This is a genomic window from Mycobacterium sp., assembly GCF_044370595.1.
Classification (GTDB): domain Bacteria; phylum Actinomycetota; class Actinomycetes; order Mycobacteriales; family Mycobacteriaceae; genus Mycobacterium.
In genome coordinates this window covers 1-13,887 of the sequence record NZ_JBILVF010000016.1, presented here as the reverse complement: position 1 = coordinate 13,887, position 13,887 = coordinate 1, and the positions used below count along the sequence as shown (strand labels likewise).

13 protein-coding genes are annotated in these 13,887 nt (G+C 67.8%); 7 read left to right on the top strand and 6 right to left on the bottom strand.

Going from position 1 to position 13,887, the window contains the following annotated elements; translation table 11 throughout:
* Window positions 1-36: 36 nt before the first annotated feature.
* Window positions 37-1,254, top strand: a complete 1,218-nt coding sequence (locus ADBZ5N_RS04110) for an acyl-CoA dehydrogenase family protein (protein ID WP_526256238.1) — start codon at window positions 37-39, stop codon at window positions 1,252-1,254.
* Complete coding sequence (locus tag ADBZ5N_RS04105) at window positions 1,254-2,069, top strand: tyrosine-protein phosphatase (protein ID WP_526256216.1); 816 nt, start codon at window positions 1,254-1,256, stop codon at window positions 2,067-2,069. The genes ADBZ5N_RS04110 and ADBZ5N_RS04105 overlap by 1 nt, the downstream gene beginning before the upstream one ends.
* Here ADBZ5N_RS04105 and ADBZ5N_RS04100 read toward each other — a convergent pair.
* From ADBZ5N_RS04100 to ADBZ5N_RS04090, 3 genes are read right to left on the bottom strand one after another with little or no spacing between them, the layout of a single operon-like run.
* Window positions 2,058-2,543: a DUF456 family protein gene (locus tag ADBZ5N_RS04100; RefSeq protein ID WP_526256215.1), complete on the bottom strand. Its 486-nt coding sequence runs from the start codon at window positions 2,541-2,543 to the stop codon at window positions 2,058-2,060. The genes ADBZ5N_RS04105 and ADBZ5N_RS04100 overlap by 12 nt on opposite strands.
* Entirely contained in the window at window positions 2,540-3,505 is a 966-nt protein-coding gene (locus tag ADBZ5N_RS04095; protein ID WP_526256214.1) for an NADPH:quinone oxidoreductase family protein, read from the bottom strand. The genes ADBZ5N_RS04100 and ADBZ5N_RS04095 overlap by 4 nt, the downstream gene beginning before the upstream one ends.
* Window positions 3,506-3,515: 10 nt before the next feature.
* The gene (locus ADBZ5N_RS04090) at window positions 3,516-4,376 is read right to left on the bottom strand and encodes an SDR family oxidoreductase (protein WP_526256213.1); all 861 of its coding nucleotides are present in this window, start codon (window positions 4,374-4,376) and stop codon (window positions 3,516-3,518) included.
* A gap of 133 nt (window positions 4,377-4,509) precedes the next feature.
* Here ADBZ5N_RS04090 and bla point away from each other — a divergent pair, with 133 nt between their 5' ends.
* Window positions 4,510-5,406, top strand: a complete 897-nt coding sequence (gene bla, locus ADBZ5N_RS04085; protein WP_526256212.1) for a class A beta-lactamase — start codon at window positions 4,510-4,512, stop codon at window positions 5,404-5,406.
* 12 nt (window positions 5,407-5,418) lie between these two features.
* On the opposite strand, the gene ADBZ5N_RS04080 is transcribed toward bla, so the two are convergent.
* On the bottom strand, window positions 5,419-6,354 hold the full coding sequence (locus ADBZ5N_RS04080; RefSeq protein ID WP_526256211.1) for a class I SAM-dependent methyltransferase: 936 nt from the start codon (window positions 6,352-6,354) through the stop codon (window positions 5,419-5,421).
* Window positions 6,355-6,401: 47 nt separating this feature from the next.
* Window positions 6,402-7,037 carry a TetR/AcrR family transcriptional regulator gene (locus ADBZ5N_RS04075; protein ID WP_526256210.1) on the bottom strand — a complete coding sequence of 212 codons (636 nt, stop codon included), beginning with the start codon at window positions 7,035-7,037 and terminating at the stop codon, window positions 6,402-6,404.
* 409 nt (window positions 7,038-7,446) lie between these two features.
* Here ADBZ5N_RS04075 and ADBZ5N_RS04070 point away from each other — a divergent pair, with 409 nt between their 5' ends.
* Window positions 7,447-8,010, top strand: coding sequence for a TetR/AcrR family transcriptional regulator (locus ADBZ5N_RS04070; protein WP_526256209.1), 564 nt, complete (start codon window positions 7,447-7,449; stop codon window positions 8,008-8,010).
* A gap of 6 nt (window positions 8,011-8,016) precedes the next feature.
* Complete coding sequence (locus ADBZ5N_RS04065; RefSeq protein ID WP_526256208.1) at window positions 8,017-10,170, top strand: FUSC family protein; 2,154 nt, start codon at window positions 8,017-8,019, stop codon at window positions 10,168-10,170.
* Window positions 10,171-10,177: 7 nt separating this feature from the next.
* On the opposite strand, the gene ptsP is transcribed toward ADBZ5N_RS04065, so the two are convergent.
* A complete protein-coding gene (ptsP, locus tag ADBZ5N_RS04060; RefSeq protein ID WP_526256207.1) occupies window positions 10,178-11,866 on the bottom strand; it encodes a phosphoenolpyruvate--protein phosphotransferase in 1,689 nt (562 codons plus the stop codon).
* 110 nt (window positions 11,867-11,976) lie between these two features.
* Between ptsP and ADBZ5N_RS04055 the strand changes: the two genes are divergently transcribed.
* Together ADBZ5N_RS04055 and pfkB are read left to right on the top strand one after the other, a co-directional pair.
* Window positions 11,977-12,756 carry a DeoR/GlpR family DNA-binding transcription regulator gene (locus ADBZ5N_RS04055; RefSeq protein WP_526256206.1) on the top strand — a complete coding sequence of 260 codons (780 nt, stop codon included), beginning with the start codon at window positions 11,977-11,979 and terminating at the stop codon, window positions 12,754-12,756.
* Between the two features lie 11 nt (window positions 12,757-12,767).
* A complete protein-coding gene (pfkB, locus tag ADBZ5N_RS04050; RefSeq protein ID WP_526256237.1) occupies window positions 12,768-13,805 on the top strand; it encodes a 1-phosphofructokinase in 1,038 nt (345 codons plus the stop codon).
* The last annotated feature ends 82 nt before the right edge of the window (window positions 13,806-13,887 follow it).

Genomic DNA, 13,887 nt, shown 5'->3' with positions numbered 1-13,887 from the left:
GCTCAGGTGTCCTATCGTGGCGTTATGGATTTCGCCATGTCCGCCAAGGCCGCCGATTACCACCACCGCCTCACCGAATTCATGGTCGAGGAAGTGTTCCCGGCCGAGAAGTACTACGACGAGTACCGGGCCTCGGCCGGTCCGGCTGACTTCACCGTTCCGCCGGTCGTCGAGGAACTGAAGATCAAGGCCAAGCAGCGCGGTCTGTGGAATCTGTTCCTGCCGTCGGAGTCCGGTCTGACCAATCTTGAGTACGCACCGCTGGCGGAGTTGTCCGGGTGGAGCACCGAGATCGCCCCGGAGGCCATCAACTGCGCCGCCCCGGACACCGGGAACATGGAGGTGCTGCACATGTTCGGCACCCCGGAGCAGAAGAAGCAGTGGCTCGAGCCACTGCTGGCCGGGGAGATCCGCAGCGCCTTCTCGATGACCGAACCGGCGGTGGCCTCCAGCGACGCCCGCAACATCCAGACCGAGATCGTCCGCGACGGCGACGACTACGTCATCAATGGCCGCAAGTGGTGGACCTCCGGCGCCAACGACCCGCGCTGCAAGATCCTGATCGTGATGGGCCGCACCAACCCCGACGCCGCCTCGCATCAGCAGCAGTCGATGATCCTGGTGCCCACTGACACCCCCGGAGTCAACATAGTGCGGTCAACGTCGGTGTTCGGCTGGCAGGACCAGCATGGCCACGCCGAGATCATCTACTCAGGCGTGCGGGTCCCTGCGTCGAATCTGCTGGCGCAGGAGGGCATGGGCTTCGCCATCGCCCAGGCGCGCTTGGGTCCGGGCCGCATTCACCACTGCATGCGCGCGATCGGGGTGGCCGAACGCGCCCTGGCGTTGATGACCGAACGGGCCCGCACCCGGGTCGCCTTCGGCAAACCGCTCGCCGAGCAGGGCATGGTGCAGCAGCAGATCGCACTGTCCCGCAACGAGATCGACCAGGCCCGACTGCTGTGCGAGAAGGCGGCGTGGACCATCGACCAGCACGGAAACCGCGCTGCCTTCGCCCTGGTCTCCCAGATCAAGTCGGTGGCCCCGCAGATGTCGCTCAACGTGATCGACCGGGCCATCCAGATCCACGGCGGCGGCGGTGTCAGTGACGACTTCCCACTGGCCCGAATGTACGGCTGGCAGCGCGCCATGCGGATCTTCGACGGTCCCGACGAGGTGCACATCCGCACCATCGCCCGCGCGGAACTCGGCCGGGAACCGGGGCCGATGGCCTCGGCGGTGACGCGCGGGTGATGCCCAGCGACGCCCACGAGAGGCTCTCCGGCGCCTGGAATTTCCGTGATGTCGCCGAGACGGCTCCGTTGCAGCCCGGACGGCTGTTCCGGTCCAGCGAGCTGTCCCACCTCGACGATGACGGCCGACGCGCACTGGCTGCACTGGGCGTGACCGACGTTGCGGATCTGCGTTCACCCGCCGAGGTTCAGCGGCGCGGCGGTGGTTTGGTGCCCGACGGCGTGGCCGTCCACAACCTCCCGTTCCCGGAGGTGTCCCATTCCCATGACTCCCATGAAACCGGTGAGGCCCCGCACGAATCGAGCTGGAACAAGATGTTGACCGAGTTCTCCGAGGAGGACCCGGTCGCGGCCGCCCGCCGGTGGATGACCGCGGAGTACGAACGCTTCCCCACCCTCGGTGGGGCGCGCCGGGCGGTGCGACAGATCATCACCCTGCTGGGCGCTGACCGGCCGGTGCTCGTGCACTGCTTCGCCGGCAAGGACCGGACCGGATTCGCGGTGGCGGTGGCACTGGAAGCCGCCGGGGTGCCCGCCGATGACGTACTTGCCGATTATCTGCGCAGCAATGATGCGGTCGGGCGGCTGCGCAACGCCATCCTGACCACGATGCGCAGCCGCGAGGGAATGACCGATGAGGTGCTCTCATTCGCCGAGTCCCGGCTCACCGACGACGTGTTGGGGGTGCGGGAGGAGTACCTCCTCGGCGCGCGGCGTGTGCTTGACGAGACCCACGGAGGCCTGCCCGGTTATCTGGCCGAATCCGGGGTGACCGATGAGGATGTGGCACTGCTGCGCACCCGGCTACTGGGTTAGCACCACTCCGACGACCCACGCCGCTGTCGCCAGCAGCGCCGCCACCAGTTCCACGCCCACCGACAACGCGACCCCTTTGATGGCGTGCTTGGTGGAGGCCCATGCCCGCCGCCGGTCACGGCGCGCAACGACTTCGGCGAGGTAGACGCCCAGCACGAAGCCGATCAGCAGACCGGCTACCGGGATCACGAAAAAACCGATCACGCCCAGTACCGCACCGGCGGCCAGGGTTCGTCCGCTGACGTCGGCGGCCTTCATCCGCCGGGCCGGCCAGAGGTATTTCACCAGGATGCCCGCACCGATCACCGCGGTGGCCACACCGAGCACCACCCAGGCGGTAGTGGTTTGTTCGACGAAAGCCCACACCGCGATGGCCGCCCACACCAGCAGACTGCCGGGCAGGAACGGCACCAGGATGCCCATCAGTCCGACGGCGATGGCGATCGCGACGAGGACAAGCGCACCGGTGCTCACGGTTCCAGCACGACCTTTCCGAACAACTTACCGGCGGCCAGGCTCTCCAGCGCGGCGCGACCCTCAGATAACGGAAAGCGCTGCGGTGCGGGTGGTCTCAAGCCGCCCGCCACCAAACGGGCCACCCCTGCCGCGCACTCGGCTTGGACCTCAGGTTTGGACATGACGAACTCGCGCCAGCCGACGCCGAGAACCCCGACATTGCGCAACAGCAGTCGATTGACTTTCACGACCGGGATTCCGCCCGCAGCGAAGCCGATCACCAACAATCGCCCCTCGGGTGCCAGTGCGCGGATCGCCTCGTCGAAGGCGTCCCCGCCGATCGGGTCGACGATGACGTCGACACCCCGACCCCCGGTGTGCTCGCGGACCGCTCTGGACCACTCCCCGGACAGTGGCAGCACGACATCGGCGCCGAGTCCTGCGACGAAGTCCCGCCCGTTCTCCCGATTCACCATCGCGACCACTGTTGCGCCCATGGCTTTGGCCACTTGGATCGCCGCGGCACCCACCCCACCGGCAGATCCGAGCACTCCGACGGTCTCCCCTGCGCGCAGCGCCGCACGACGGGCCAACGCGAAATACATGGTGTGGTAATTGACCAGCAGCGAAACCGCTTGCGCGTCATCGAGTTCCGGCGGCGTGGGAAGGACGGCGTCAACCGGAAGGGCGGCTTGTTCGGCGTATCCGCCGAGCAGTCCCATCCCGTAAACCCGAGCGCCGGCGACCAAGCCGGACCCCGGCGGGGCTGACCGCAGGACCCCGGCCACCTCGGCACCCGGGATGAACGGGGTTTGCAGTCGCAGTTGATACTGCCCGCTGATCAACAGCAGATCGGGAAAACAGACCCCGGCCGCAAGAACGTCCACCACAACGGTGTCCGGTCCGATGATCGGATCCTCGACCTCGGTGTACACCAGCCCTGCCGGCCCGCTGAGCTCCTGCGCGACAAGAGCTTTCACGACACGAGTACTAGAGCTTGAACGATGCCGGTTTTGCCGCCGACATATCGTCGATGGTCGACCAGTGCGCAGCGACGTCGTCATAGCCGGGCACGCTCTCGAAGGTCACACCTTCGTTCTGAAACAGCGCCGCACGCTGGACCTTCCCGCCGCCGACGATGAACACCGACGCGGAATCGGGCACCTCTTCACTGCACAGGTAGGCCACTACTGGTGCCACGTACTCGGGGGTTAGCTTGGCGAACACCTCGGGCGGCAGGATGTCCTCGGTCATGCGAGTGGCGGCGATCGGAGCGACGGCGTTGGCCTTGATGTTGTACTTCGCGCCCTCCTGGGACAGCGTGTTGATCAGACCGACGAGGCCCAACTTTGCAGCGCTGTAATTGGCCTGGCCGAAGTTGCCGAACAGGCCACTGGTCGAGGTGGCCACCACGATTCGGCCGTAGGACTGCTCACGGAAGTGCGGCCAGGCGGCGCGGATGACGTTGTACCCGCCGTAGAGATGCACCTTGAGCACCGAATCCCAGGCCTCGCTGGTCATCTTGTGGAAGGTGCCGTCCCTGAGGATGCCGGCGTTGCTGACCACGCCATGGATGGCGCCGAACTCCTCGAGGGCGGTATTGACGATGTTCTCGGCACCCTCGGCGTCAGCGACGCTGTCGTAGTTTGCCACCGCACGCCCACCGGCTTCCGTGATTTCTCCGACCACCTGATCAGCCATCGAATGTCCCGCGCCGGTGCCGTCACGGGCCCCACCGAGGTCGTTGACGACCACGCTGGCACCTTCACGGGCGAGGGCCAGCGCGTATTCGCGACCCAGGCCGCCGCCTGCGCCGGTGACGGCAATGACTCGATCCTGAACTCCGGGCATGGGGGTCCTCTCTGCTAACCGGCCGTGGCAACCAACCGCCGACGGCTATCGTAACGAGCCATCCTGCGCGGTTTTCCGACCGCCTCATGGGAGGGTGGCTCCGACGATGTCACCGATCCGAAGTAGGTGCGCTGTGAACCTTTCCCGCCGTCGAGTGCTCCTCGCAGGTGCCACCGCGGCAGCCCTGGCGGCCAGCGGCTATCGGGGTGTCGCGACGGCCGATCCGGTTCCGCCGATCGAGGCCGGCCTTGCCGCACTGGAGGATCAGTACAACGCCAAGGTCGGGTTCTACGGCCGCAACCTGGGATCCGGCCGAATGCTGGGTTACCGGGACAACGACCTGTTCGCCACCTGTTCGGCCTTCAAAGCCTATGTGGCAGCACAGATTCTGCAGAAGGATCAGCGCGGCGAGCTGCGGCTCACCGACGAGGTGTACATCGACCCGGCGCTTTTCGTCCCCGTCGCCTCCCCGATCACCGAGCCCAACGTGGGCGACTGGATGTCGCTGTCGGATCTGTGCGCGGCGGCGGTGCGCCAGAGCGACAACACGGCTACCAATCTGATGCTCGAAATCCTCGGCGGACCAGCCAGTGTGACGCAGTTCGCCCGCTCGGTCGGTGACGACCGTACCTGGATGGTGCGCTGGGAGACCGACCTCAACACCGCCTACCCGGGCGATCCCCGGGACACCTCGAGCCCACGCGGGATGGGCACCGGATTTCTGAACATGTTGACCGGCGACGTCCTCGACGAACCGCACCGCAATCAACTACGGGAGTGGATGCTCACCATCGTCACCGGAGACAATCGCATCCGGGCAGGGCTGCCCCCTGGCTGGACCATCGCCGATAAGACCGGGGCCGGTGACTACGCCAGCACCAACGACATCGGTCTGGCCTTCGGCCCCGGCGACGAACGTCTGCTGCTGTCGGTCATGACCCGCACCCGCTCTGATGATCCGAAGGCACCCCGGTCGGACGCTCTGCTCGGCGATGTCACCCGGCTGGTCGTGCCCTGGCTGCTTGCCTGACGGCCAGGCTCCCTAGAGGCGTTCCCCCACGACGAAGGTGGTGAAGTTCTCCTGGCCGTCCTGGCTGGGCACCTCCACCCACCGGTCCAGACGACGCATCTCCTCAGTGGACCCTGTCCCGGACGCCCTCCACCCGTGGGCATTGAGCCAGGCAGTGGCGTCGGCGCGGTGCGGGTCGTTGTAGGTCAGATCGGCGATGTCAATGGTCCGCTCGATGCCAAGATCGTCGGCCACGTGGTTCCAGCGCTCGCGCATCTGCGCGCGACGTTCCTCGTCGTGGTGTGCAACGGCCTCGACGGAGATTCGGCTGCCCGGCGCACTGAGCTCACCGATCTGTTCGAACAGCCGGTCCTGGGCCTCAGCCGGCAGGTACATCAAAAGGCCTTCGGCCAACCACGCAGTGCGCCCGGCGGGGTCGAATCCGGCCGCCTTCAGCGCAGCGGGCCAGTCCTGGCGCAGATCGATGGCCACCTCCCGCCGTTCGGCTGTGGGAACGGCGCCGTGCTCGGCCAAGATGGCAGCCTTGTACTCCAGCACCTTGGGTTGGTCGATCTCGTACACCACCGTGCCCTGCGGCCAACCCAACCGGTAAGCCCGCGAATCCAGACCCGAAGCCAGAATCACCACCTGCCGGATCCCGGCGGCCACTGCATCGGTGTAGAAAGTGTCGAAGAAACGGGTGCGCACCGCCTGATAGCCGAGCATGTTGGCGAACAGTGCGGCGGCCTCCGGGTCGGCGGTGGAGATCCGCTCCTGCATGTCCGGGTCGAGGAATTTCGCCCAACCCCCGGTATCGGCGCCGGTGACCAGAACCCGGGCGTAGGGATCGCGGATCAGCGGATCGGCGGCCTCGGTTTCTCTGGCCCGGGCGGCGGCCACCATCACCGCCGTCACCCCCACACTGCTGGCGATATCCCAGGTGTCGTCATGGCTACGCAAAGTGCTCACGGGTGTGCTCCAAACTTCCGGCCGCGCGTAGCTAAAGCTTAGACAAGCTAGTCGCTGGTAAACCAACTGCCGGCGCCGAACAGCTTCATGAACTCACCCGTGATCCGATCCAGCCTGTCCTGTTCCCCCACGAAGCCCGCGTAGAAGCCCAGCCCCCAGAATGCGGCGACCAGCATCTCGGTTGCGGCATAAGAGTCGATATCGGCGCGCAATTCACCGCTGGCGATGCCATCCCGAACCGCATCGGCCGCGAATTGCCGGGTGCGATGCAGCGAATCGTTGTCGTGCAGGCTCAGTTCCGGGTGCCGTTGGGACTCCAGCACCGAGGTGACCAGGAAAGCCGCTGCGGCGCGGTCGTAGTCCTTGGACCGCGCGGCGGCTTCGAGGAAGGCCCGGATACGGCCCACGAATGTCTCCGCACTGCCGGCCTCATCGAGGGCAGCCGCGATGACCGTCGTGTTGGTCTCGTCGACGACGTGCTGATAGAGCGAGTGCTTACTCGGGTAGTAGTGATTGATGGCGGGCCGGGTCAGATCGGCGCGCAGCGCGATCTCCTGGAACGTGGCGGCGTCGTAGCCCACCTCACTGAACACTTCGCGCGCTGCGTGCAGGATTCGACCGCGAGTCTGAGCCGATTTCGCTGCCGGTGGCCTGCCTGGTCCACGGCGCACAGAGTTTCGCATCCCTTGATTGTGCCAGATGCCCCCTATCGCCCGCACGGGACTGGTCGGGACCCCGGCGAAGGATCGCTGCACCCGCAGCGTGGCACTGACATTTTGCGCCGAGAATTGTTGAAAAAACGTGTTATTCACGGCCCAGTCACCAGTAAGCAACCTGCCGATTCGCAATCAGTGACGGGATGCCGATCACCAGGCCTGAGAGCGGCCGCTCGGGATCGTGACGATCGCCGATAATTATCATAACCGAAGAGAAAACGGACCATCGTTTGCCAGAATCTTCGCTACGTGCGAAATACCGGAGGCGGGGGGCGACTCCCCTGCCGCCGCTCGTCTCAACAACACACGGAATGTCCATTTTTCAAGACAGCATCACTCACTCCCGTCGCACCGGGCAGACGCTTAAGGTCTGTGCATGCCCATCGTTGCCGCACGGGAGTCGTACTTCGAGATCGGCCTGGGAATCCTGGCCGACCTCGGGTTCGGCGGCCTGAAGCTGGCTGAGGTCTGCAGCCGGCTCGGCGTCACGACCGGGTCCTTTTACCACTACTTCAGCGGCTGGGGCGCCTACACCCGTGAGCTGGTGGCCTACTGGCGGCAGGACCGCACCGTCCGGCTGATCGAGGTGCTCCGGGCTCAGCCCGACGCCCCGCGTCGCATCCAGGCCATCATCGACGTCGCGCTGGCCCTGCCGCACAGCGCAGAGGCCGCCATCCGAGCGTGGAGCTCGGTGAATCCCGAGGTTCTGGCGGTGCAGCGGGATGTCGACCAGGAGCGGTTCGACATCATCTACGAGTCCGCGCTGGAAATCGTCGGCGACCCCCGTCAGGCGCAGACCTACGCAGCCTGGTCTGTCTATGTGTTCGTGGGCTACGAGCAGGCCACTCTGCCCAGGGAAGCCGAACTGTTCGCCTGGATGAGCAAGACCATGCTCCACGACCTGCAGGCCGGCCGGTTCGCCGACGTTCCGGCGCCGTAAGGGTCCATGGCACCCCCCGATCGCACCGTCTTCCGGCGAGTCGCCGACACCCTGCGCACCCGCGACCCCGGCCGTGACGGCCTGCGCCGGGCGCTGCGGGCCGGGATCGCCTTGCCGTTGGCCGCGACGGTGAGCTTCCTGGTGGCCGGGGACACTCAGGCGCCGGTGTTCACTCTGGTCGGGTCGATCGCACTGCTCATCGCGGCGGACTTTCCCGGCTCGATCGGCACGCGCGCGACGGGCTACGCCAGTCTCGGCGTCAACGGCGCGCTGCTCATCGCGCTGGGCACCTGGGCCGCTCCGTGTCCGTGGGCCGCCGTCGTGCTGTGCTTCGCGGTGGGGGCGCTGGTGAGTTTTCTGGGTCTGCTCAGCGAACTGGTGGCGGCCGGGCAACGCGCCACCCTCATGGTGTTCCTGCTGCCGGTGGTGATGCCGGTGGCCCCCCTCACCGACCGGCTGCTGGGTTGGGCGTTGGCACTTCTGGTGTGCGTACCGGCCGCGTTGCTCCTGTTCCCGCCGCGCTACACCACCGAACTGCGGCACCACGCCGCCGTGGTCTGCGCCGCCCTGGCCGATCGGATCGAGGCCGGCGACCACGACGGCGGCGGAGATCGGGTCGAGGAGGCGATGGACAGCCTGCGGGCGGAATTCCTCAGCAGCGCCTTCCGGCCGATGGCGATGACGGCGGGCAGTCGCAGCCTGATCCGGGTGGTGTCCAACCTGCAGTGGCTCACCGACCGGGTGACTGCCGACACCGCACGGCTGCTTGCCGATATCGCCCCACTCAGCGTCGCGGTGCTGCGGAGCAGCGCCGAGGCTCTGCGGTCGCCGGCGGCTGAGCACGCCGCGGAGTTGTCTGGCGTTGTGGCGGCACACCGACTGATCGCCTACGCCCGCTACGACAACGACATACACGACATCCTGGGTGAGGCCAGCGACGCCGCGGCCGTGCAGCTCGGCCGCACGCTGTTGAGCAGACGGACCATGAGCGCCACCATCGGGCTGACCGGAAGCATCATCGCCACCGCGACCGCGATCGACGCCCGACCCCTGCTGGACCGGATGCTCGGGCGAGGGCTGCCGGAGACCGGGATCGCCGACCGGGTGCATACCCGGCGCAGTGCCTGGCTGTCCCTGATCGGTTATCTGAAAACCCGTTCGGTCACCGTCATCAACAGTCTGCGCACTGGTTCGGCGCTCGCGCTGGCCGTCATCGTGACCATGGTCCTGCCCGTGCAGAACGCGCTGTGGGTTGTCCTCGGCGCGCTGTCGGTGCTGCGCAGCAGTGCAGCCGGCACCCGGACCACGGTGGTGCGGGCCATCACCGGCACGCTGATCGGGTTCGTCATCGGTGCCGCGGTGATCGCCGTCGTCGGTGTCAACCCGGTTGTGCTGTGGACGCTGCTGCCCCTGGCGACTTTCGGCTCAACGTATGTGTTGGCGGTGGGCTCGTTCATCGCCAGCCAAGCCATGTTCACCATGCAGGTACTGATCGTGTTCAACCTGATGCGGCCGATCGGCTGGCAGATCGGCCTGATCCGGGTCGAGGACGTCATCCTCGGGGCGCTGGTCGGCCTGGCGGTCTCGATGCTGCTGTGGCCGGGCGGTGCACAGGCGGCGCTGCAACGGTCGGTCGACGACGCCGTCAGTGCGTGTTCGCGCTACCTGGCCGGCGCGGTGAACCGGGTTACCCGCGGGGTGTCCCCGCAGACCCAACAGGCGGTGGCTGATCTGGGCGCGGCCGCACTCACCGCTGCCCGCACCCACGGCGATGCGGTCCGGGTGTACCTGTGCGAGAACGCCGGCGCGACCGACACCGGCCAACTGGAGGGCGCCGGCCGGATCCCGCGTCTGCGCACCACGGCCGACCTCATCGCCGACATCGTCCCCCCGCCCCCGGGGGTGTACCCGCGGACCCGAAAGGTGTTGGAGGAGCACACGGCAGCGCTGTGCGCCCACCTCGAGGGGTCCGATCCGGCAGCCTCATCGGCAGGACCCGTACCCGACATGAGCGCGCAATTCGTACCCGCGTTGCGCGCCGAGGCCGCGATCACCCCGGCAGCCGAGGCCGCCGCGCTTCCGTTGGTGACGGTGGCCGCCAACATCGGCGAACTCGAATCCGCCTATCCGGCGAACACCGAACCGGCCGAGGCGGTCTGACCTCGGCTCAGCCGAGGATCTCCTGCGCGGCCGCCCGCGCCTCGGCCGGACCCGTCGTGGTCAGCACCGCCTCGGCCGCGTCCCGGCACTGCTGCAGGGTGACCGACGCCAGTTTGGCTCCCACCGGGGTGACCGCGGACGCGGCCGCCGACAGCGACGTCACGCCCAAGCCGGTGAGCACGCACGCCAGCAGGGGGTCAGCGGCGGCCTCGCCGCACACCCCGACCGGTTTGCCGGTGGCCTGGCCGGCGCGGGCGGTCGCGGCGACCAGGTTGATCACGCCGGGTTGCCACGGGTCGGTCAACGTCGCCAGATCCGAGGACATCCGGTCGGCCGCCATCGTGTACTGCGTCAGGTCGTTGGTCCCGATGGAGAGGAACTCGACGTGCTCGAGGATCCGCTCGGCCAGCAGTGCCGCCGCGGGCACTTCGATCATCACGCCCGGGTGCAGATTGCGTTCCCGGGCCAGGGCGGCGAACCGTCGCGCCTCGTCGGGGGTGGCGATCATCGGCGCCATCACCCACGGTGCGTTACCGGTCCGCTCCGCCGCCATGGCGATGGCGTCGAGTTGGCGGCCCACCAGTGCGGCATCGAGGTCGATGATCCGGAATCCGCGAACCCCCAGTGCGGGGTTCTCCTCATCGGGACTGTTGACGAACTTCAGCGGTTTGTCCGATCCGGCATCCAGCGTCCGGATCACGACTTTGTGGCCGGCGAACGCCTCGAGTACCTCGGCGTAGATCGCAGCCTGTTCATCGACGCTCGGTTCGGTGTTGGCGTCCAGGAAACACAACTCGGTGCGGAAGAGTCCGACGCCTTCCACCGGCGCCTGACGTGCCGCCCGGGCGGCCGAACCGTCGGCCACGTTGGCCAGAATGGATACCGCGTGCCCGTCTGCCGTCGCGCCCGGTCCGGTCCACCCGGCCATCGCCGCCGCCGCGACATCGGAGGCAGCAACCGCCGCCGCCGCGTCGGCCCGGTCCGGATCGACGGTGACGGTTCCGCGGCTGCCGTCCAGCAGGACCATCGTCCCGGCCGGCACATCGTCGAGACCCTTCACCGCCACCACACACGGAATACCGAGTTGGCGGGCGATGATCGCGGTGTGGCTGGTCGGCCCGCCCAGCGAGGTGGCCAGGCCCACGATCCGGTGCGGGTCCAGGCCGGCGGTATCGGCCGGGGCGAGGTCCTCGGCGAACAGGATCGACGGCTCGACCGGGTCTGGCACCCCGGGGGCCGGCAGCCCGGCGAGATCGGCGATCACGCGGTCTCGGATGTCCTTGAGGTCGGTCACCCGTTCGGCCATTAGTCCGCCCATCTTGGTGAACATCTCGATGAACTGTGCGGCGGCGTCAGCCGTCGCCCGAACCGCGCCCTTACCGGCCTTGATGGCATTCTCCGCCGCGCCGAGCCAGGCGCGGTCGGTGGCCAGTTGCGCGGTCGCCGTCAGCACCTCGGCGGCAGCGCCGGTGGCCGCCGCGGCGCGGTCGCGCAGGCCTTGGGCGACGGCGGACGCCGCAGCGCCGAAACGTGCCACCTCAGCCGACCGATCGGCCTCGGGCACCTCGACGCCGGGATCGAGTTCGGTGATCGCGGGTAGCCGGTTGGCCCGGAGCACCGGGGCGAACCGGACGCCCGGTACCACCGGAACGCCCTGCAAAACGGTGGAAGGTGTCGACACATCAGGCGGGGTCATGCTGTGGATTACAGCAAAACGTTGACAGTCGCACGGCCGCGGCGGTAAAACCACACAGATCAACATGAATCTGGGGTAATCCCACATCACGATAAGGCGGTGGCGCGCCCGTGTACCCGGAGGAACGGCAGCAGGCGATCGCCGCACAGGTGACCACTCACGGCCGTGCTTCGGTGACCGAACTGGCGCAGGCATTCGAGGTGACCACCGAGACCGTCCGGCGCGACCTGGCCGTGCTGGACCGGGCCGGGGTGCTGCGCCGGGTGCACGGCGGGGCGGTCCCGGCCCGGACTCTCCGCCTTGTCGAACCCAGCGTGGATGAACGTGAGGTCACCCGGGCCGCACACAAACAGGCCGTCGCACGGGCGGCCGCGGAGTTCCTCCCGCAGTCGGGGAGCACCGTGTTACTCGACGCCGGCACCACCACGGCGCGGGTGGCGGCACTGTTGCCGCCGGACCGGGAACTTCAGGTGGTCACCAATTCGATTCCCATCGCCGCTCGTCTGGCCGGCTTCGGGTCGGTCTGCCTGCAGGTACTCGGCGGTCGGGTGCGCGGGCTGACCCAGGCCTGCGTCGGCGCTCCCGCCCTGGAAGCCCTGGCCGCACTGCGGGTCGACATCGCGTTCATCGGGACCAACGGGATCACGGTTCGGCACGGTCTGTCCACTCCCGATCCGGACGAGGCGGCCGTCAAGCGAGCCATGGTGGCTTCCGCGAATTTTGTTGTGGTCGTTGCGGACTCATCCAAGATTGGCCGCGAGGAGTTCGTTGGCTTCGCACCGGTCAGCTCGCTGGACGTGCTGGTCACCGATTCGGAGATTACCGCTGCCGACCACGACAACCTTGCCCGCGAAGGGCTGGAAGTGGTTGTCGCGCAGAGCACATCATGATTGGGAGCAGCATGATCATCACCGTCACCCCCAACCCGAGCATCGACCGCACCGCGACGCTTGCAGGCGAGTTGGTCCGCGGTGGGGTGCACCGAGTCACCTCAGTGACCTCCGAACCGGGCGGCAAGGGGGTCAACGTCGCGCGGGCGCTCACCCTGGCCGGCATCGACGTCGTCGCGATCCTGCCGGCCGGCGACCACGATCCCATCCTGGCCGGGTTGCGTTCTGCGGGAGTGCAGTTCGCGGCGGTTCCGGTTTCCGGCGCCGTCCGGACCAACCTCACGATCACCGAACCCGACGGCACCACAACCAAAATCAACGAACCGGGCCCCGCACTGAGCGCGGCCGAGGCTGAAGACCTGGCCTGGGCGGTCATGCAGCGGGCTCAGGCCGATCACTGGGTGGTGTTGTCCGGATCGTTGCCGCCGGGCCTGCCGGACGGTTGGTATTGCGACATGACGGCGGCGTTGAAGGCGCACGGTTGCAAGGTGGCGGTGGACACCTCGGAGGCACCCCTGGCGGCGCTGGCCGCGGGCCTGGAGCGCGCGGCGCCTGATCTGGTCAAACCCAACGCCGAGGAACTCGCTGGCCTGACCGGGGTGTCGGCCGAATCGCTGGAGTCGGCGGTGGCCCGCGGCGACGCTGAACCCGTCGTCCGGGCCGCCCGCCACCTGGTGGACCGCGGTGTGGGTGCGGTGCTGGCGACCCTGGGGGCCGCCGGCGCCCTGCTTGTCGACGCCGACGGTGCCTGGCTGGCCACCCCGCCGCCGATCCAACCCCGCAGCACCGTCGGGGCCGGGGACTCGTCGCTGGCCGGATATGTTCGCGCCGACGTCGAGGGCGCCGACGCGCCGGCCCGACTGCAGATGGCCGTCGCTTACGGCAGTGGCGCCGCAGCGCTGCCCGGATCGGCGATGCCCACCCCGGCCCAACTCAATCTCGACGATGTCTCGGTCACCGCTGTCACCCCAACCCCACATCCGCCAACCACACATCCGCCAACCACACATCCGCCAACCCCACATCCGCCAACCGAAGGTGCGCCATGAGCAATCCCCCGCCGACCACTCCCTCGGTCATCACCACCGACCTGATCCTGCTCGACACCGACGCCGGCTCGGAGAAGGAGTC